This window comes from Pseudomonas sp. A39 (assembly GCF_058145955.1).
The window spans coordinates 109,108-127,582 of sequence record NZ_JBYVMD010000003.1 but is presented as its reverse complement, the minus strand read 5'-3'; the positions used below and the strand labels follow the sequence as shown (position 1 = coordinate 127,582).

Annotated in this window: 18 protein-coding genes; 6 read left to right on the top strand and 12 right to left on the bottom strand. The window is 62.3% G+C overall.

Features of this window, described 5'->3' with window-relative positions; genetic code table 11:
• Positions 1–23 precede the first annotated feature (23 nt).
• Positions 24–944 carry a lipid kinase YegS gene (gene yegS, locus AC3ZU9_RS03430; RefSeq protein WP_015885165.1) on the top strand — a complete coding sequence of 307 codons (921 nt, stop codon included), beginning with the start codon at positions 24–26 and terminating at the stop codon, positions 942–944.
• Here the strand turns inward: yegS and AC3ZU9_RS03425 are convergent.
• The 3 genes from AC3ZU9_RS03425 to AC3ZU9_RS03415 form a co-directional block, all read right to left on the bottom strand.
• Complete coding sequence (locus AC3ZU9_RS03425; protein WP_015885164.1) at positions 903–1,562, bottom strand: response regulator transcription factor; 660 nt, start codon at positions 1,560–1,562, stop codon at positions 903–905. The genes yegS and AC3ZU9_RS03425 overlap by 42 nt on opposite strands.
• Positions 1,559–2,452: a sensor histidine kinase gene (locus AC3ZU9_RS03420; RefSeq protein WP_490090337.1), complete on the bottom strand. Its 894-nt coding sequence runs from the start codon at positions 2,450–2,452 to the stop codon at positions 1,559–1,561. Before AC3ZU9_RS03420 ends, AC3ZU9_RS03425 begins: the two co-directional genes overlap by 4 nt.
• Positions 2,453–2,820: 368 nt before the next feature.
• Positions 2,821–3,267, bottom strand: a complete 447-nt coding sequence (locus tag AC3ZU9_RS03415; protein WP_043206314.1) for a hypothetical protein — start codon at positions 3,265–3,267, stop codon at positions 2,821–2,823.
• Between the two features lie 543 nt (positions 3,268–3,810).
• Between AC3ZU9_RS03415 and AC3ZU9_RS03410 the strand changes: the two genes are divergently transcribed.
• Positions 3,811–4,746 (top strand): chemotaxis protein CheV, encoded by a 936-nt coding sequence (locus tag AC3ZU9_RS03410; protein WP_015885161.1) that lies wholly within the window; start codon positions 3,811–3,813, stop codon positions 4,744–4,746.
• Positions 4,747–4,925: 179 nt separating this feature from the next.
• Complete coding sequence (locus tag AC3ZU9_RS03405) at positions 4,926–5,732, top strand: MOSC domain-containing protein (protein WP_064052739.1); 807 nt, start codon at positions 4,926–4,928, stop codon at positions 5,730–5,732.
• 66 nt (positions 5,733–5,798) lie between these two features.
• Here AC3ZU9_RS03405 and ppnP read toward each other — a convergent pair whose 3' ends face one another.
• The 8 genes from ppnP to AC3ZU9_RS03365 form a co-directional block, all read right to left on the bottom strand.
• The gene (ppnP, locus tag AC3ZU9_RS03400) at positions 5,799–6,083 is read right to left on the bottom strand and encodes a pyrimidine/purine nucleoside phosphorylase (RefSeq protein ID WP_015885159.1); all 285 of its coding nucleotides are present in this window, start codon (positions 6,081–6,083) and stop codon (positions 5,799–5,801) included.
• Between the two features lie 63 nt (positions 6,084–6,146).
• A complete protein-coding gene (locus tag AC3ZU9_RS03395; RefSeq protein WP_015885158.1) occupies positions 6,147–6,689 on the bottom strand; it encodes a 3'-5' exonuclease in 543 nt (180 codons plus the stop codon).
• Positions 6,690–6,761: 72 nt separating this feature from the next.
• Positions 6,762–8,645, bottom strand: a complete 1,884-nt coding sequence (locus tag AC3ZU9_RS03390) for an acetyl/propionyl/methylcrotonyl-CoA carboxylase subunit alpha (RefSeq protein ID WP_490090313.1) — start codon at positions 8,643–8,645, stop codon at positions 6,762–6,764.
• Positions 8,646–8,805: 160 nt separating this feature from the next.
• Positions 8,806–9,567: an enoyl-CoA hydratase/isomerase family protein gene (locus tag AC3ZU9_RS03385; RefSeq protein WP_231808128.1), complete on the bottom strand. Its 762-nt coding sequence runs from the start codon at positions 9,565–9,567 to the stop codon at positions 8,806–8,808.
• Positions 9,564–10,721 (bottom strand): citronellyl-CoA dehydrogenase, encoded by a 1,158-nt coding sequence (gene atuD / locus AC3ZU9_RS03380; protein WP_015885155.1) that lies wholly within the window; start codon positions 10,719–10,721, stop codon positions 9,564–9,566. Before atuD ends, AC3ZU9_RS03385 begins: the two co-directional genes overlap by 4 nt.
• 46 nt (positions 10,722–10,767) lie before the next feature.
• On the bottom strand, positions 10,768–12,384 hold the full coding sequence (gene atuC, locus AC3ZU9_RS03375; RefSeq protein ID WP_490090312.1) for a geranyl-CoA carboxylase subunit beta: 1,617 nt from the start codon (positions 12,382–12,384) through the stop codon (positions 10,768–10,770).
• Between the two features lie 3 nt (positions 12,385–12,387).
• On the bottom strand, positions 12,388–13,260 hold the full coding sequence (locus AC3ZU9_RS03370; protein ID WP_236378880.1) for an SDR family oxidoreductase: 873 nt from the start codon (positions 13,258–13,260) through the stop codon (positions 12,388–12,390).
• Between the two features lie 13 nt (positions 13,261–13,273).
• A complete protein-coding gene (locus AC3ZU9_RS03365; RefSeq protein WP_490090311.1) occupies positions 13,274–15,052 on the bottom strand; it encodes an acyclic terpene utilization AtuA family protein in 1,779 nt (592 codons plus the stop codon).
• Between the two features lie 153 nt (positions 15,053–15,205).
• Between AC3ZU9_RS03365 and AC3ZU9_RS03360 the strand changes: the two genes are divergently transcribed.
• Positions 15,206–15,829, top strand: a complete 624-nt coding sequence (locus AC3ZU9_RS03360) for a TetR/AcrR family transcriptional regulator (RefSeq protein WP_015885151.1) — start codon at positions 15,206–15,208, stop codon at positions 15,827–15,829.
• Between the two features lie 94 nt (positions 15,830–15,923).
• Positions 15,924–16,712, top strand: coding sequence for a substrate-binding periplasmic protein (locus tag AC3ZU9_RS03355; protein WP_093543728.1), 789 nt, complete (start codon positions 15,924–15,926; stop codon positions 16,710–16,712).
• A gap of 151 nt (positions 16,713–16,863) precedes the next feature.
• Here AC3ZU9_RS03355 and AC3ZU9_RS03350 read toward each other — a convergent pair whose 3' ends face one another.
• Positions 16,864–17,415, bottom strand: a complete 552-nt coding sequence (locus tag AC3ZU9_RS03350; RefSeq protein WP_005789991.1) for an RNA polymerase factor sigma-70 — start codon at positions 17,413–17,415, stop codon at positions 16,864–16,866.
• A gap of 301 nt (positions 17,416–17,716) precedes the next feature.
• Here AC3ZU9_RS03350 and AC3ZU9_RS03345 point away from each other — a divergent pair, with 301 nt between their 5' ends.
• On the top strand, positions 17,717–18,469 hold the full coding sequence (locus AC3ZU9_RS03345; protein ID WP_015885149.1) for a thioesterase II family protein: 753 nt from the start codon (positions 17,717–17,719) through the stop codon (positions 18,467–18,469).
• Positions 18,470–18,475: the final 6 nt, after the last annotated feature.

Genomic DNA, 18,475 nt, shown 5'->3' with positions numbered 1-18,475 from the left:
CTTTGAATCAGGAGATTCCCCCAATGACCACCCCCAAAGCACTGTTGATCCTCCACGGCAAGCAAGCCCTCAACGAGGACGTGCGCGCCGCCGTGCAGGCCCGGCGCGAGCAGGGCGGGGAATTGGCGGTGCGGGTCACCTGGGAAGGCGGCGACGCCCAGCGCCTGGTCAACGAAGCCTTGGCTGACGGCTACACCCACATCATCGCCGGTGGCGGCGACGGTACCCTGCGCGATGTGGCCGAAGCCATGGCCCAGGCCAAGACCGACGCCAGCCTGGTGCTGATGCCGCTGGGCACCGCCAACGATTTCGCCAAGGCCGCCGGCGTGCCGTTGGAGCCCGCCCAGGCGCTGGCGCTGCTGGACGTGCCGCCCAAAGCCATCGACCTCGGCCAGGTCGGTGGGCAAATCTTCCTCAACATGGCGACCGGCGGTTTCGGCAGCCAGGTCACCGCCAACACTTCCGAAGACCTGAAAAAAGTCCTCGGCGGTGCGGCCTACCTGTTCACCGGCTTGACGCGTTTCAGCGAGTTGAAGGCTGCCTATGCCGAGCTGGATGGTCCCGATTTCCACTGGAAAGGAGAACTGCTCGCCCTGGGGATCGGCAACGGTCGCCAGGCAGGCGGTGGGCATGAGCTATGCCCAGGCGCGATGGCCGACGACGGCCTGCTGGATGTCAGCATCCTGCCGGCGCCCCAGGAAGTGGTCGGTACGTTGCGTGAGCTGATGAACAATGGCTGGGGCCTGGACACCATGTTCGTGCGGGCGCGGCTGCCGTGGGTGAATATCAAGGTTGCACAGGGCCTGTACATCAACCTGGATGGCGAGCCGCTGGAGGGTGATGACCTGCACTTCGAGGCTTTGCCCAAGGCCTTGCGGGTGCACTTGCCGGTGGGTTCGCCGTTAGTCGTCCAGGCTGATGATCTGCTCGCGCACCGCGAATAGCACCAGGCCGGCCACGTCGAATATTTGCAGGCGCTTCATGATCTGCGAGCGGTGCGCCTCGACGGTCTTGATGCTCAGGCCCAGGCCGTGAGCGATCTCCCGGGTGGACTTGCCGCGCACGATCAAGCGCAGGATCTCCAACTGCCGCGCCGTGAGGTTGTGGCTGTGGCCGGCGGGTGTGATCGGCCCCTGGCTGCGCACCAGCGCCTGGTTGATCACCGTGTGGGCAATCGCCGGGCTCAGGTAGCGTTCGTTGTTGCGCAACGCCAGCAGCGCGTGTTCCAGCTCGTTGGCTGTTGTGTCTTTGAGCAGGTAACCATGGGCCCCGGACTCCAGCGCGCACATGATCAGCTCCGGGTCGGTGTGCATCGACAGGATCAGCACCTTGCTCTTGGGGTAGGCACGCTTGAGTTGCTGCAAGGCATCCAGGCCGCCGGTGTGCTTCATCGACAGGTCCAGCAGCACGATATCGGGCAGCAGGGCACTGAACTGCTCCAGTAACTGCGCGCCATCGTTGGCTTCGCCGATCACCGTGTAGCCCGGAATGTCTTGGACCAGCGCGCGGACGCCGGCCCGGATCAGTGCATGGTCATCTACCAGGAGTAATTTGCAGGTCACTCGAGAACCTTAGGGGAACTGGCCCGTTCGAGGGCGCGGGGCGCCCAGGGGAAAAGCGCTTCGATCCGTGTTCCTTTGCCTGGCTGGCTGCTGACGGATAATGAACCGCCAAGCTGATCAATCCGCTCGGACATGCCGGCCATGCCCCGTTGGCCTTCCAGGCCTGGGTTGATGGCCGGCGAAAAGCCCTGGCCGTCATCACTGATTAACAGCGAGAGGCCCTCGGGCAGACGTTGCAGGTGAACCAGCAGATTGCGCGCCTGGGCGTGGCGCAGCATGTTGGTCACCGCTTCCTGGGTGATCCGAAAGGCGGCCACGGCCGTTTCTTCCGGGATGCCGGTCAGCCGTTGCTGGCATTCCAGGCTCCAGTGGATCGGGGTGTTTTCCAGGGTCTTGAGCAGGTGCGCACGCAGGCTGGCTTCCAGGCCCAGGCTGGCTAACTGGCGAGGATTGAGGATGGCGGAGACGTCGCGCACCTTGGCCAGGGTTTCATTCAGGGTGTTGCACAGCACCGTGCACTGGCTTTGCAGGTCGTCGGGCAGGCGGCGCTTGAGCCATTCGCTTTGCAGCTTGGCGGCGGTGAGCAGTTGGCCGATATCGTCGTGCAATTCGCGGCTGAGGCGGTGGCGTTCGTTCTCCTGCACTTGCAGCAGGCGGTCGGCCAGTTCCTGGGGCTGGAACTTGATCGACTTGCGTGACCGCCACTGTTGCAGGCCAATCACCACCAGGGTGGCCAGGTTGAGCACAATCACCAGCAATGGAAGCGGCGTGGAGCGGGTATAGGCCCACAGGCTCAGCAGCAGCGAGCCAAGGCACAGGGCGAGGATCAAACGGCGTGCATTACTGCGGGACGCGGACCATGCGAAGAGTGTCTTGAGACTGGCGTACATAGCGGATGGAGCCAATGAGGGTTCGCTGCGGGAAGTCCGGTCACGGCGGCTGACAGGGCTCTGTTTAGAATGCGTTATCGAATCGTATTTATGCATGATGAAGTTGAGTCACTTCGAGTGGGGCATAGTACCACCACTATTACCGTTGGTCGCCTGGTGCCGTGCCTGGCGGGGTTTTTAACCGCACAAATGCTCCGGGCGGTATTCCCAGAGTTTATGGCGTGGGGGAGTTATATTATTTGCGTTTGATTGTATCGTTATGACCGTTAGTGGCTAATTGATATCTTTGCCTGCGCGATTCAACCCTATGTATTAATAGGTATGTCGTTTTCAGATAACTTCAGGCTTAAATACGACCTGATATTCGATCAAGACGCGTGATGTATCCGTTGTTGCGGTTTAGAACCGAAATCTTTTTGCGGAATATGCAGCGTTACAGTGGCAATCAACGTCGTTTGCTCTGCTTCATCCAATCCCAGTTTGCCGGTCTTTGCATCAATCAACTCCAACTGCCAGGCCAGCAATGTCAGGCATTGTTCCAGCGCGTCCAGGGCTTGATCATGCAGATGCAAAGGGTTTTCGGCATTGGCGATCAGGTACTGGATATGCCGCGAGAATTCGCTGATCGCCCGAAGGGCCAGGCAGTCGGCCTTTTCGGCGAGCTTGATCAGGCTGACCTTCATGCAGTCGATGGCGTCGCTGTCGTTGCGGATCATGTGCAGGTGGCTCAGGCACTCTTCCGATTTGGCCAGCAGCTTTTCAGCCTCGTGCAGGAATTCGGGCAATGCAAGTTGCCACTCGTTACCGTCGTTCATCATGCAAGTCTCCACAACAGAAGGTCGGGTGATGAGATGTCGCTCCGGGTGAATGGCTTCAAACTAGCGCTGAAATATGACTGAAATCTGTAGGTCGCTTCTGAGATTTCAGTAGGACGTTTATTAGAATGACGGCGACGGCTGTGCGCGGCGAGCATGAGCGGAGTCCATTGCACGCCTTCAATTGCCGACATCTGAATGTCCGAAAGACCCGTGGGCCGAGGGCTTGGGATGGCAAACAAAAGCCTGACTCCATTCATGCATTGAGAATGGCGTCACATTAATGGCTATTAGATATTGCGAATATCAGGTTGGGCCTGATTGTGCGTAGGGGAATCCCTTACGCGGCGGAACCTTGCGTCGAAATGAATGTCGCGCAACGTCGCTACACCCCTGTCTGGAGAGGCCAGTGCAGTAAACCATGATGTCAGTGTGACATCAATGAATTTACGTGGCATTTTACCGGGGTCAAGGTCTGGCGTTCGCCGCCGATAACCCACTGTATGTGAACTGCACAATCCCTTAGCGCATCAGGAGCTTTTAATGGCCGGCATTCTCGACACGGTAGATCAACGCACGCAACTGGTGGGTGAGAATCGCCTGGAGATCCTCATGTTCCGCCTGGCCGGGCGTCAGTTGTTCGCGATCAACGTGTTCAAGGTGCAGGAAGTCCTGCAACTGCCCAAGCTGACGTTGATGCCGCAACGCCATCCGTTCGTGTGCGGCGTGGTCAACTTGCGTGGGCAGACCCTGCCGGTGATCGACCTGTCCCAGGCCATCGGCATGCGCCCGTTGGTGCCGGGTCCCAACAGCACCATTATCGTCACCGAGTACAACCGCTCGGTGCAGGCGTTCCTGGTGGGCGGCGTGGACCGCATCGTCAACATGAACTGGGAAGCCATCCTGCCGCCGCCGACCAGTGCCGGACGCCAGCATTACCTCACCGCCATCAGCAAGGTCGACGACCAGTTGGTGGAAATCATCGACGTGGAAAAAGTCCTGGCCGAAATCGTGCCCTACAACGCCAAGGTCTCGCGTGAAAAACTCGAGGACCCGGTCCTGGAACGCGCCCGTGGCCGTGAAGTGCTGCTGGTGGATGACTCCAACGTGGCCCTTTCGCAACTGCGCGACACCCTTGGCCAACTGGGCGTGAAGATGCATATCGCCAGCGACGGTCTCAAGGCGCTGAATATGCTCAAGGCTTGGGCCGACGCCGGCCATGTAATGACCGACAAACTGTTGATGATCTTCACCGACGCCGAAATGCCCGAGATGGACGGTTACCGCCTCACCACCGAGATCCGCAACGACCCGCGCCTGCGCAAACTTTACGTGGTACTGCACACCTCGCTGTCGGGCAGTTTCAACGACTCGATGGTGAAGAAGGTCGGCTGCGACAACTTCCTGTCCAAATTCCAGCCCGACAAGCTGGTGGACGTGGTGCGTCAACGTCTGATGCTCGACGAAGTGCCCGCCTGACTGTAGTGAGCGGGCTTGCCCCGCGCTGGGGGGCGCAGCCGCCCCACATTCGGCCACCACGGTTTGTCTGTAATAACGCGGTGACGGGGTTGGGGCGGCTGTGCCCCCAGCGCGGGGCAAGCCCGCTCACTACAAGAGCGGTTATAGTGTCGGCTTTACTCCTTCAGGAATGCAGGCCCATGCTTCGTCTCAGCGCGTTGTACCGTTACCCCTTGAAGTCCGGCAAGGCCGAAATACTGCAACAGGTCGGCCTGGATAAACTCGGGGTGGACGGCGATCGACGCTGGATGCTGGTGGACGAAGCCAGCGGGCGTTTCCTCACGCAACGGGCCGTGGCCAAGATGAGCCAGCTGTCGGCGCTGTGGAACAGCAGCGGCGGGCTCACCCTGAGTTCGCCTGGCTACACGCCGCTGGACGTGACCCTGCCCGACAACGAGGCCGAACTGCGTGGCGTGACCATCTGGCGTGACACCTTGCGCGTGCCGGATGCGGGCGACGCGGCTGCCGCGTGGGTCAGCGACTTCATCGGCAAGCCGACACGGCTGGTGCAAATCCCTCTCGAACGTGCCCGCACCACCCAGGCCGGTTATGGCAAGGACGATGACCAGGTCGCCTTCGCCGACGGTTATCCGTTGTTGGTGATCGGCCAGGCCTCGCTGGACGACCTCTCGCAACGCATCGGTCGCCCCATGGAAATGCTGCGTTTTCGTCCCAACCTGGTGATCGAAGGCAGCGAAGCCTTTGCTGAAGACGGCTGGAAACGCCTGCGCATCGGCGATGTGGAGTTCCGTGCGGTCAAGCCGTGCTCGCGCTGCATCCTCACCACCATCGACCCGCAGACCGGCGAACGCAGCGCCGACCGCGAACCCTTCGCCACGCTGGAAACCTATCGCAAGACCGAGGATGGCGCGATTTTCGGCCAGAACCTGGTCAACGACGGCGTAGGTCGTCTGGAAGTCGGGATGCCGGTGACGATTCTCGAGTAATGTGCCGTGGTCATAAAAAATGCCCGTCTCCTGCGAGACGGGCATTTTTTTGCCTGCTGGTCACCCTCAGCCGCGGTATTCGCACAGGTAGGCGGTGTCCACGGCGACCTTCAGTTGGAACTTGCTGTTGGCCGGCACGTTGAACTGGCTGCCGGCGGCGAAGGTTTCCCACGTGCTGGCGTCAGGCAGCTTAACGGTCAGGGCGCCAGACACCACGTGCATGATTTCACGCTGGGCGGTGCCGAATTCGTATTCGCCGGGGGCCATTACGCCGATGGTCGCCGGACCTTCTGCGGTGCCGAAAGCGATCGACTTGACGGTGCCGTCGAAGTACTCGTTGACTTTAAACATGGGCGATTCCTCGGAAAAGGGTCTGGAAAGGTCGGCCAGTATGCCCAAGGGCAGGGGAACTGCCTAGACCGGCAAAATCAGCGGCAACAGGCGCGCGGTGTTGCGGGCGTCCTCCAGCGCGCGATGTTGCTGGCCATGGAACTGCATCCCCGCCAGTTGCAGGGCGCCATTGAGCCCCAGGGGCTTGTCCAGGCGCCGGGCCTTGGCGAAACGCTGCTTGAGGTTCACATGGGGCGTGTGGGCGAGTGCGCTGGCCAGGCCATGGCGTTGCCACTCCAGTTCAAGCTGCGCGCGGTCGTAGTCACCCCAACTGGCCCAGCCCTCCAGGCGTGCGTGGTGCTGGCCCAGCCAACGCTCGAACAGCGGCCACACCTCGGTGATCGGCGCCGCGCCGTCCATGTTCGCCTGGGTGATGTGGGTCAGCTGGCGGCAGAAGGGCGTCAGCAATGGCCGCCGCAGCGGCCGCACAAAGCGCTGGAAGTGGTCCAGTTCGCGGCCCTGGCGGTTGACCAGGCTCGCGCCGATCTCGATGACTTCCATCTCCGTCACGGGCCAGCCGCCTTCATCCGTTGTGGCTTCAAGGTCAATAATCAGCCAATGAGGCATCGCGCAGGTTCCCGTACTCTTCCCTTTCTGTTGGGGGTAGAGCGTAGCCCGGCCCTGTAGTTCCGCCTAGGGCTAGACGATCTCGAGTAACACCTGACGATTGCGCACTTGATCACCCGCAATGACCTGCACACCCTTGATCACGCCGTCGATACCGGCCGTCAGTGGGTGCTCCATTTTCATCGCTTCGAGCACCAACAGCAGTTGGCCTTTGGTGACGCTGTCACCGGCGCTGACCCGCACATCGACAATTGCACCATCCATCGGCGCCTTGACCGTCCCGCTGCTGGCGTCGGCCTGGCGGCTGGCGACCTGCTGGGTGCGGTCGATCACCGTCAGGCCGGGTAGCCACAGTCGGTTGCCGTCGAGGTGATAGGCCATGCGACGGCGAATGCCGTTGAACACCCCTATGGCGTAGCCACCTTCGGTAGTGAGTGGCAGGGGCTCAGCGCTGACGTTGTGGATCTCGCCGTTGACCTCCAGGCGGTAGGTGCAGAGCGCGCTGGCGGTGTTGCGCCAGCCTGCCAGTGCTGGGGGATGCGGGTGCGCGCTGTGTGCGTAAAACAACGCGGCGGCCAGGCTAAGGTGTTCTTTTGATGGGGGCTGGGGCGGGATCTCGCTGAAGTGTTGCGCGATAAACCCGGTGCTGAAATCACCCGCGATAAACCCCGGGTGCTTGAGCAGATCGGCCAATAACCGTTGATTGGTCGCCACTCCCAACAGCAACGTGTCTTCCACCGCCCGCAACAACTTGCGCCGCGCCTCTTCGCGGGTGGCGCCATGGGCAATGATCTTGCCCAGCATCGGGTCATAGAACGGGCTGATGCGTTGGCCTTCTACGACACCGTGGTCAATGCGTACGCCCGCCGCCGGTTCCCAGCGCAGCACATCGCCGGTTTGCGGCAGGAAGCCCTGGGCCGGGTCTTCGGCGTACAGGCGCACTTCCATGGCGTGGCCGCTCAGGGTGACCTCCGCCTGCGTCAGCGGCAGCGGTTGGCCGGCGGCGATCTGCAGTTGCCAGTCCACCAGGTCGAGGCCGGTGATCAGCTCGGTCACCGGGTGCTCCACTTGCAGGCGGGTGTTCATTTCCAGGAAGTAGAACTGGCCGTGGCGGTCGAGCAGGAACTCCACGGTGCCGGCGCCGACGTAGTTCACCGCGCGCCCGGCCTTCAGGGCGGCTTCGCCCATGGCCAGGCGCAGCTCGGGTGTCATGATGGGGCAGGGGGCTTCTTCGATGACTTTCTGATGGCGGCGCTGGATCGAACAGTCGCGTTCGCCGAGGTAGATCAGGTGGCCGTGGCTGTCGCCGAACAGCTGGATTTCGACGTGACGGGGGTCGATCAGGGCGTGTTCGAGGATCAGTTCGTCGCTGCCGAAGGCGTTCTTGGCTTCCGAACGGGCGGTCTGCAGGTTGTTCAACAGGTCTTTTGCGTGGTGCACCAGGCGCATGCCGCGACCGCCACCGCCGGCGCTGGCTTTGATCATCAGTGGGTAGCCGATGCGCTCGGCTTCTTGTTGCAGGGTGACGTCGTCCTGGGCGCTGCCTTGGTAGCCGGCGATGCAGGGCACGCCGGCGTCGAGCATGGCGAGTTTGGACAGGCGTTTGCTGCCCATCAGTTCGATGGCGGCGACGCTGGGACCGATGAAGGTGAGGTTGGCGTGTTGGCAGGCGCGGGCGAAGTCGGGGTTTTCAGAGAGGAAGCCGTAGCCGGGGTGGATGGCGTCGGCGCCGGTGAGTGTGGCGGCGTTGAGGATGGCTTCGATGTTGAGGTAGGACTGTTGGACGGGGGCGGGGCCGATGTAGACGGCTTCGTCGGCCATCTGGACGTGCAGGGCCTTGGCGTCGGCTTCGCTGTAGACGGCGACGGTGCGGTAGCCCAGGGCTTGGGCGGTGTGTTGGATGCGGCAGGCGATTTCGCCGCGGTTGGCGATCAGGATTTTCGTTAGCTGCGGCATTGTTGCGGTCCTCGAGTACACATCCATTTCTGCGGTAACGGCCGCGGATTCAAGCCTGCGTTCGGCCAGCGTGTTTGACGGGGCGCTCCCAGATAGAGCCGACCGGTGTGGTTGTGGCGTACTCAGTACAAATGTGGGAGGGGGCTTGCCCCCGATGGCGTCATTTGCACCACCGAGGCTTTCTTTTCTGTACAAACGCCTGCGTCCCCTCAATCCCTTCCTCACTCCTCACCGCTTCGGCAAACCACTGCGCCCCACGGTCCAGCACGGCCTCAAGCGGTTCATCCACACTGGCCAGCAACAGGGATTTGGTCCGTCCATTCGCGCCCGGCGCGCAGCGCAGCACCTGTCCCAACACTTCATCCAGCCGTTCCGCCAATGCCTGCGGGTCGCGTTCGGTAAAGTGCACGACGCCCAGTCGCTCGGCTTCCAGGCCGTCAAAGCGCGCCGCGGTCAGCGCCAGGCGGCGGGCTTGGGTCAGGCCGATACGCTTGACCACAAACGGCGCGATTTGCGCCGGCAGTAAGCCCAGGCTGGTTTCCGGCAGGCCGAATTGCGCCTGGTGATCGGCGATGGCGATATCACTCACGCACGCCAGCCCAAAGCCGCCGCCCAGCACCGCGCCTTGCAGCACCACGATCACGACTTGCGGTACCGCTTCGACTTCCTGCAGCAAGGTGCCGAACGCGCGGTTCAGCGCTTGGAGTTGATTGCCCGCAGTGACCAGGTCCTTCACATCGGCGCCGGCGCAGAAGTGCCCGCCGGCCCCGCTGATCACCAGTGCGCGGACCTGGCTGTCCAATTGCGCCAGCACCGTGCGCAGTTCGTTGACCATCTCCAGGCTCATCGCATTGCGGTTTTCCGGGCGGTTGAGGGTGATGTGCAGCACGCCGTTATGGGGTTCGAGCAATAAGGTGTTCATGGCTTTTTCCCAGGCAAGGTGCCCATCAGTTTGCAGAGGATGCCCAGCATGATTTCGTCGGCGCCGCCGCCGATCGAGACCAGGCGCACATCGCGATAGGCGCGGGCGACGGGGTTGTCCCACATGAAGCCCATGCCGCCCCAGTATTGCAGGCAGCTGTCGCTGACTTCTCGGCCCAGGCGCCCGGCCTTGAGCTTGGCCATGGAGGCCAGGCGAGTCACGTCCTGGCCTTTGATGTATTGCTCGGTGGCCTGGTAGACCAGCGCGCGCAGGCATTCGATTTCGGTGGAGAGTTCGGCCAGGCGAAAGTGGATGACCTGGTTGTCGATCAGCGCCTTGCCGAAGGTCTGGCGCTCCTTGCAGTATTCGATGGTGGTGTCGATGCAATGCTCCAGGCCCTTGATCATGTTGGCCGCGCCGAACAGGCGTTCTTCCTGGAACTGCAGCATCTGCATCATGAACCCCGCGCCTTCGTGGCCGATGCGGTTGCGCTGCGGCACGCGCACGCCGTCGAAGAACACCTGGGCGGTCTCGGAGCTGTGCATGCCGAGTTTTTCCAGGGGCGGGCTGACGCTGATGCCGGGGGTGTTCATCGGCACCATGATCAGCGATTTGTTGATGTGCGGCTTGTCGTCGGAGGTGTTGGCCAGCAGGCAGATGAAGTCGGCGCTGGGTGAGTTGGTGATCCACATTTTGCTGCCGTTGATCACATAGTCGTCGCCGTCCTTGCGCGCATGGGTTTTCAGCCCGGCCACGTCGGAACCGGCACCGGTTTCCGAGACACCGATGCAGCCGACCTGCTCGCCGCTGATGGCCGGGCGCAGGAATTCATCCCGCAACTCATCGGAGCCGAAGCGGGCGAGGGCGGGGGTGCACATGTCGGTCTGCACGCCGATGGACATGGGAATGCCGCCGCAGTGAACGGTGCCGAATTCCTCGGCGGCGACGATGGAATAGCTGTAGTCCAGGCCCATGCCGCCGAATTTTTCCGGCTTGGAGATGCCCAGCAGGCCGAGGTCGCCGGCCTTGCGGAAAATATCGTGGATGGGAAAGCGCCCGGCCTTTTCCCATTCGTCGACGTGGGGGTTGATCTCGCGATCGACGAAGGCGCGGACGGTGCGGCGTAGTTCCTGGTGTTCTTGGGTAAAGATCATTTTTTATTGTTCTCCTTATCGTGACGCGCAGCGTCTCGGGCGAAATTTAGAGACGCGCTACACCGAAGGTATTGGCTTGCAACTCACGCACCTCGGCCTCGTGGCAGATATCCAGCACAAAGCCCAGCAACGTCCGCGTATCCCGTGGATCAATCAGCCCGTCGTCCCACAGATTCGCGCTGCCATACAGTGCAGTGGACTGGCTGTCGAGCTTCTGCGCGGTGACCTGTTCCAGCATGTCCAGCACCTTGGGATCCGGCACCAGGCCATCCTTCAACTGCTTGGCTTCGGTGACGATACGCAGCACCTTGCCCGCCTGGGCGCCGCCCATCACCGCCGTGCGGCTGTTGGGCCAGGCGAAGATGAAGCGTGGGTCCAGGCCACGGCCGCACATCGCATAATTGCCGGCGCCGTAGGAGCCGCCGACCACAATCGTGAGTTTAGGCACTCGCGCATTGGCCACCGCCTGGATCATCTTCGCGCCGTGCTTGATCACCCCTTGTTGCTCCGACTCGGTGCCCACCATGAAACCGGTGGTGTTGTGCAGGAACAGCAGCGGCGTGCGGCTCTGGTCGCACAGTTGGATAAACTGCGCGGCCTTGCTCGCACCCTTGGGTGTGATGGGGCCGTTGTTGCCGATCACCCCGACGGCACGCCCCTGGATATGCAGGTGGCCGCACACGGTGTGGGCGTCGAACTCGCCCTTGAATTCGAGGAAGTGCGAGCCGTCGGCCAGGCGTGCGAGGATTTCACGCACGTCGTAGGGTTTTTTCGGGTCATCCGGGATCAGGCCCAGCAGCTCTTCGATGGGGTACAGCGGCTCGGCGTAAGCGCGTCGGGGCGCCGGCGGCAGGCGATCATTCCAGGGCAACAGGCTGACAATCTCACGGGCGATGCGCACGCCGTCGGCGTCATTTTCCGCCAGGTATTCGGCGGTGCCGGCGGTTTGGGCGTGCATTTCGGCGCCACCCAGTTCTTCGTCGGTCGCCACTTCGCCGGTCGCGGCTTTGAGCAGCGGCGGGCCCGCGAGGAACAGCTTGGTGCGGCCGCGCACCACCACCACGTAATCCGACAGCCCCGGCTGATAGGCGCCGCCCGCCGTGGCCGAGCCATGCACCACGGTGATTTGCGGCAAGCCCAGGGCCGACAGGCGCGCCTGGTTGGCGAAGCTGCGCGCACCCTCGACGAAAATCTCGGCGGCGTAGTTGAGGTTGGCACCGCCGCTTTCGGCGAGGGTCACCACCGGCAGTTTGTTCTCCATGGCGATCTGTTGCAGGCGCAGGGATTTTTTCAGGCCGGAAGGGGAAATAGTCCCGCCCTTGATCGCGCTGTTATTGGCCACCACCAGCATGCGCACGCCGCTGACGTAGCCGATGCCGGCGATCAATCCACCGCCGGCGGCGCTGCCGTCCTTGTCGTCGTGCAGCTTGTAGCCGGCCAGGCTGGCCAGTTCCAGGAACGGCGCGCCAGGGTCCAGCAGCAGGTTGAGGCGCTCGCGGGGCAGCAGTTGGCCGCGCTTGTCGAACTTGGGCTTGGCTTCCTGGGCCTTGGCGAGCAGGTTGTGTTCCAGTTGGTGCAGCTGGGCGATGGCCGCCAGCATGGCCTCGCGGTTTTGCGCGAACTGGGCGCTGTGGGCGTCGATCAAGGATTCAATCACCGGCATGGTTTATTGCTCCGCCTTGAGCACATCCGGCAGGTAGGCACGGTGGAAGCCATTGAAGGGCTCACTCGGCGCCTGCGCCTTGTGCAACGGCCAAGCGCGGCTGCCCAGGCTGGCGGCACCGTCGATGCGCAGGGTGCTGCCGCTGATAAAGGCGGCGGCGGGGCTGAGCAGGAACACGATGGCCGCGCTGACTTCCGACTCCGTGCCGATACGCTTGAGCGGCACGTGTTCGCGCAAGGTCGGGATCACCGCCTTGAACGCGCCTTCATAGGTGTCCATGCCGCTGGAGGCGATCCAGCCCGGCGCCACGGCGTTGACCCGCACGCCGGCATACCCCCATTCGAAGGCGGCGGTCTTGGTGAAGTTGTCCATGCCGGCGCGCGCCGCACCCGAGTGGCCCATGCCGGGCATACCGCCCCACATGTCGGCGAGCATGTTGACGATGGCGCCGCCGTGCTTGCTCATGGATTGGTTGAACACTTCCCGCGCCACCAGGAAACCGCCGACGAGGTTGGTGCGCAGTACGGTTTCGAAGCCTTTCTGGTTGATTGAAGCCAGTGGCGAGGGGTACTGGCCGCCAGCGTTATTCACCAAACCATGGAGTTGACCGTGGTCATTCAGGACCTGGCCAACCAGCGCCTTTACTGCTTCTTCATCACGAATGTCGCAGGCGTGCCAATGGGCGATGCCACCGTCTTCAGCGATTTCCGCCGCGACCGCTTGCAGCTTTTCCGGCTTGCGTCCCACCAGAATCACCTGTGCACCCAGCGCCGCCAATTCATGTGCAGTGCAACGGCCGATGCCACTGCCTCCGCCGGTGACCATCACGGTTTGCCCCTGGAACAGGTCGGCTTTGAAGATTGAGTCGAAGGCCACGGCAACGCTCCTGTCAGTTGAGAAAATCGGCGATGTGTTGCGGCACGGCAATGGGGATGTCCAGCAGTTGCTGGGCGAAGGCTTTGCCTTGCGGGTCGATGCGCAGGCTGGCGATGCCGCCACCGCCCAAGGCGTTTTCCAGCAGGAAATTGAGGCTGTGGCTGCCGGGCAAATACCAGCGCTCGATGCGGCCGTGCACGGGGTCCAGCACGTGGCCCATCCAATCGACGATGACTTCCGGGGTCAGCGCCTCGGCGATCCACGGCAGGTAGTCGGGATCGCGCGCGATCACGCCGATGTTGCTGTGGTTACCCTTGTCGCCGGAACGCGCCACGGCCAGTTTCACCAGCGGCACGCTGGCGTCGGCGCGCCCTTGGGGCTTGGGCGGGGCTATCGGCGCGTCGGGCAGGGTGGGCGCATCGGCCATCGGCAATGCGCAGGCGTGGCGTTCGCCCTGGAAGTCGATCAGCACGTCACAGAACGCCTTATCGATCAGGAACGAAAACAGCCGGATCAACGGATACACCGTCGGCCGCCCGCCGACGATGCCGGTCAGGCCCGGGGCCATGCCGGTGGCGGCCTGGGCAATCTCGCGGGCGAACAGCACCAATGCCTGTTTGCTCGGGTGACGCACCGCCAGTTTCACCACCACTTCGCGGCAGTCCTGGCGCATCGCGTGGGCGCCGTAGGTGGCTTCGCTGCCGAGCAGTTCGATGTTCACTTCGGTGTAAGGCGCCCAGCCGCGTTGGCTGAAGAGTTCCGAGGTCTTGTTGATGATCGCCTGGCTGACCCGTTCGGCCTTGGCCACCGCATCGATGCCGGCGATCAGGCAACTGGCGGTGCAACGGAAACCGTCCGGGTACGTGGCGCTGACTTTGTACTGCTCGGTCGGCGGCGAGCCCTTGGCGCCGTGCAGGCGTACGCAGTGTTTGCCTTGCTGCTGCAACGTGACCTGGCTGAAGTCGCAGATCACATCCGGCAGCAGGTACGCGCGGGGGTCGCCGATTTCATACAGCAACTGTTCGGCCACGCTGAGTTCGCTGATCAACCCGCCGGTGCCGTCGACCTTGTTGACGGTGAACTGGCCGTCGGCGCTGACCTCGACGATGGGAAAACCGATGTGCTCGTAGTCCGGCACGTCGCGCCAATCGGTGAAGTTGCCACCGGTGCACTGCGCGCCACATTCGATGATATGCCCGGCCAGTGCAGCCTGGGCGAGGCGGTCGTAGTCCTGCCATGACCAGTTGAATTCATGCACCAGCGCGGCGCTGACCACCGCGCTGTCCACCACCCGGCCGGTGATGACGATATCCGCCCCCAACTGCAGCGCCTGGGTAATGCCCGGTGCGCCCAGGTAGGCGTTGGCGGACACGCACATCGGCGGCAGCGGCGTGCCGTTGAACATGTCGGTGATGCCGTGCAATTGCTTGAGTTGGGGCTGCAGGTCATCGCCCAGCAGCACGGCGATTTTCAGTGCAACGCCTGCCTTGTCGCAGGCTGCTTGCAAGGCCGCGGCGCAGGCTTGGGGGTGGATGCCGCCGGCGTTGCTGATCACGCGAATGCCTTGGCGCTGGATTTCCGCCAGCAAGGGCGTAAGCACGTCGACAAAATCCGTGGCATAACCGGCTTGGGGATCTTTCATGCGCGCGCCGGCGAGGATCGACATCGTGACTTCGGCCAGGTAGTCGAAGACCAGGTAATCCAGCGCGCCGCCCTGTACCAATTGGGCGGCGGCGGTGCAGGTGTCGCCCCAGAAGGCGCTGGCGCAGCCGATACGAACCGTCTTGCTCATGAGAAATCCTTCCTCGAATGGCTGGTAGCGAGACTACCAAGCAAGCGCTTGGTTTGTAAACTCCGCGCACAAGTTTTAGCCAAGCGCTTGCTTGGGTGGCTGCCACGGCCTAAATTGCCGCCCAAGACGTCCGTGGAAGTAGAGGAGAGAGGCATGGATGAGCAAAAAGCCCTGCGGGTGATGCGCACCATGGTCGATGGCGGCCAATTGACCGACCCCGACAGTGCCCGTGGCAAGCTGCTGCAAACCGCGGCCCACCTGTTTCGCAACAAGGGCTTCGAGCGCACCACCGTGCGCGACCTGGCCAGTGCGGTGGGCATTCAGTCCGGGAGCATCTTTCATCACTTCAAGAGCAAGGACGAGATCCTGCGCGCGGTGATGGAAGAAACCATCCACTACAACACCGCGATGATGCGCGCTTCGCTGGAAGAGGCGACCACTGTGCGCGAACGGGTGCTGGCGCTGATCCGTTGCGAATTGCAGTCGATCATGGGCGGCAGCGGCGAGGCCATGGCGGTGCTGGTGTACGAGTGGCGCTCGCTGTCGGCCGAAGGCCAGGCCCAAGTGCTGGCCCTGCGCGATGTGTATGAGGCGCTCTGGCTGCAAGTATTGGGCGAGGCCAAGGACGCCGGCTATATCCGCGGCGATGTGTTTATCGCCCGGCGGTTCCTCACCGGCGCCTTGTCCTGGACCACCACCTGGTTTCGCGCCGAGGGCAGCCTGACGCTTGAGCAGCTGGCCGAAGAAGCCCTGTTGATGGTTCTGAAAGCCGATTGAGACGCAAGCTATTAATTTGCCGATGGAAAGTTGTCTCGCCAGACAAAAACGCCTAGCTTATCGGCATTAGCGTTTTTGAACGGTGTGTGCCTTGATGTTTTCGCCATGGCGGCTGGCTGCAGGACTTACCTTTTGGGCACTGGGCACCGCGTGGTGGATGCCGGCTTCGGCTGCGCAATTAGTGCGCATCGGCGCGGCACATTTCCCTCCCTACACCGTGCGCCCCGAGCAGGGCGCCGACACCGGTTTGCTGCCGCAACTGGTCGAGGCCCTGAACGCCTCGCAAACCGACTACCAATTTGTCTTGGTGCCCACCTCCATTCCGCGACGCTTTCGCGATTTCGAGCAGGGCCGGGTCGATATGGCTATCTTCGAAAACCCTGACTGGGGCTGGCAGAAGATTCCCCACACCACCGTCGACATGGGCCTGGAAGACGCGGAAATCTTTGTCGCCCAGCGTGAGTCCGGTCGCGACCAAGGCTATTTCGCTGACCTCAACGGCAAACGCCTGGCGGTGTTCAGCGGTTATCACTACGCCTTCGCCAACTTCAACCCCGACCCCAAGTACATGGCCGAGCACTTCAATGCCACGTTGACCTACTCCCATGACAGCAACCTGCTGATGGTCGCGCGCGGGCGTGCCGACATCGCCTTGGTGACCCGTTCGTACCTGAGTGACTTTATGGTGCGCAACGCGGAGATGGCCGGGCAGTTCCTGGTGTCGGAACGCATCGACCAGGTGTATCACCACTACGCGCTGCTGCGCCCGAAAGCGCCGATCACGGGGGAGGCGTTTGCCGCGTTGCTCAAGCGCTTGCGTGACGATGGCGAGATGTTGAAGATTTTCGAGCCGTATCGCATTGATGTGATGCCCACGCCCTGACAGGTACAACACCGATCAAAAGTGTGGCGCGAGCTTGTGTGGGAGCTGGCTTGCCTGCGATAGCATCAACTCGGTGCAACTGAAAAACCGAGGTGCCTGCATCGCAGGCAAGCCAGCTCCCACATAAGGCGCACATTTCATCTGCTGGGGATCAGACCCTGCGCGCAAACGTATCGCTATGGCTGCCCGACACCTTGCGGCAGTGCACCAGCGCATCACGGATCATGAAGTTCACCAGGGTCGGCGAGACGCCCAGCTCCTTGGCGATGTCCTTTTGCGGCACGCCGTGCAGGCGGTACATCTCGAACGCGTAGCGGGTGCGCTGGGGCAGTTCGGTCAGCGCGTCGGCGATGTTTTCCAGGGTATTGAAATTAATGTGCGAGGTTTCCGGTGAAGCGCCGTGAATAACCACATTCAAGCCTTCCTCTTCCGTTCCGGAGTATTTGAGCTCCAGGGCCTGCTTGCGGTAGTGATCAATCGCCAGGTTGCGCACGATCTGGAACAGATAGCTCAATTGAGCCTTGAACGATGACGTGATCGTCGGCGCCGATTGCAGCCGGAAGTAGGCATCCTGCACTACGTCTTCGGCCCGCGAGCGGCACCCGGTAATGCGTGCCGCGATCTTCACCAGAATCAGCCGATTATCGACGAATGCCTGGAGAAGCGGTGAGTCGCACCTGCCTGTGGATACTTGTTCCGTCATGGAAATCACCTTGTCGCAAAAGAGGTTAGGGGAGGGCGTCCTTGCTGAGGCCTCCTACACATCGGGCAACAAATTATGCTTAATGATAATGATTGTCAAATGAGAAGGCGAACTAATCTTATGCTTTCTTGTTCGGTGTGAACCACGTCTCGCGCGTACCCGGCGACTAATTATTTGCCGGTGCCGTCCGTTCTTCTGGGTGACAGGTCCGTTAGCAAACGGCCAAGGATCCGCACCCGCAGGAGGACGAAATGGGTTTTTATCGTGCATACAGCGTGTTTCAGTTTGGAGTCGTGACTCGATGAGTACGCCGACTCGACTGCGCCTGTTCTGCCTGCCCTATTCGGGCGCCAGCGCCATGGTCTATGCACGTTGGCGCCGTGCCCTGCCTGAGTGGTTGCAGGTGTGTCCGCTGGAATTACCCGGCCGCGGCATGCGCATGGACGAGCCGCTGCAGCGCGATATCAAGGCCTTGGCCGCGCAGCTCGCCGACGAAATCAGCCGCGACTTGAACGGTCCCTACGCGTTGTTCGGCCACAGCCTCGGCGGCCTGCTCGCCTTTGAACTGGCGCACGCCTTGAGCGCTCGCGGTGTGCCCGCGCCGCTGGCGCTGTTTGCGTCCGGTACGGCCGGGCCGGCGCGTCGTGACGTCAGCGAATACGCCGTCGAAAAGACCGACGAACAACTCATCGCCCGTCTGCGCGAACTGCAGGGAACCGCCGAAGAAGCCCTGGCCAACCCCGAGTTGATGCAGTTGATGCTGCCGATCCTGCGCGCCGATTTCCTGCTGTGCGGCAGCTTCACCTACGGCGAGCGCGCACCGCTGGAGATGCCGATCCACGTGTTCGGCGGCAAACAGGACAGCGTGCGCGCCGACCAGTTGCTCGACTGGCAACTCGACGCCGCCAGTGGCTTTTCCCTGGACATGTTCGACGGTCACCACTTCTTCCTCATGCAGCACGAAAGTGCCGTGCTGCGCTGCCTGCGGCGCTACGCCGACGAACACCTGGCCCGCTGGCGCAATGGCGCGGCGCGGCAACTGGCCGCGGGCTAGACGCAA

Bases quoted from the DNA above. Each gene is read 5' to 3' on its own strand.
- yegS (WP_015885165.1), top strand. From the start codon at position 24: ATGACCACCCCCAAAGCACTGTTGATCCTCCACGGCAAGCAAGCCCTC.
- AC3ZU9_RS03420 (WP_490090337.1), bottom strand. From the start codon at position 2,452: ATGTACGCCAGTCTCAAGACACTCTTCGCATGGTCCGCGTCCCGCAGT.
- AC3ZU9_RS03415 (WP_043206314.1), bottom strand. From the start codon at position 3,267: ATGAACGACGGTAACGAGTGGCAACTTGCATTGCCCGAATTCCTGCAC.
- AC3ZU9_RS03410 (WP_015885161.1), top strand. From the start codon at position 3,811: ATGGCCGGCATTCTCGACACGGTAGATCAACGCACGCAACTGGTGGGT.
- AC3ZU9_RS03405 (WP_064052739.1), top strand. From the start codon at position 4,926: ATGCTTCGTCTCAGCGCGTTGTACCGTTACCCCTTGAAGTCCGGCAAG.
- ppnP (WP_015885159.1), bottom strand. From the start codon at position 6,083: ATGTTTAAAGTCAACGAGTACTTCGACGGCACCGTCAAGTCGATCGCT.
- AC3ZU9_RS03395 (WP_015885158.1), bottom strand. From the start codon at position 6,689: ATGCCTCATTGGCTGATTATTGACCTTGAAGCCACAACGGATGAAGGC.
- AC3ZU9_RS03390 (WP_490090313.1), bottom strand. From the start codon at position 8,645: ATGCCGCAGCTAACGAAAATCCTGATCGCCAACCGCGGCGAAATCGCC.
- AC3ZU9_RS03385 (WP_231808128.1), bottom strand. From the start codon at position 9,567: ATGAACACCTTATTGCTCGAACCCCATAACGGCGTGCTGCACATCACC.
- atuD (WP_015885155.1), bottom strand. From the start codon at position 10,721: ATGATCTTTACCCAAGAACACCAGGAACTACGCCGCACCGTCCGCGCC.
- atuC (WP_490090312.1), bottom strand. From the start codon at position 12,384: ATGCCGGTGATTGAATCCTTGATCGACGCCCACAGCGCCCAGTTCGCG.
- AC3ZU9_RS03365 (WP_490090311.1), bottom strand. From the start codon at position 15,052: ATGAGCAAGACGGTTCGTATCGGCTGCGCCAGCGCCTTCTGGGGCGAC.
- AC3ZU9_RS03360 (WP_015885151.1), top strand. From the start codon at position 15,206: ATGGATGAGCAAAAAGCCCTGCGGGTGATGCGCACCATGGTCGATGGC.
- AC3ZU9_RS03355 (WP_093543728.1), top strand. From the start codon at position 15,924: ATGTTTTCGCCATGGCGGCTGGCTGCAGGACTTACCTTTTGGGCACTG.
- AC3ZU9_RS03350 (WP_005789991.1), bottom strand. From the start codon at position 17,415: ATGACGGAACAAGTATCCACAGGCAGGTGCGACTCACCGCTTCTCCAG.
- AC3ZU9_RS03345 (WP_015885149.1), top strand. From the start codon at position 17,717: ATGAGTACGCCGACTCGACTGCGCCTGTTCTGCCTGCCCTATTCGGGC.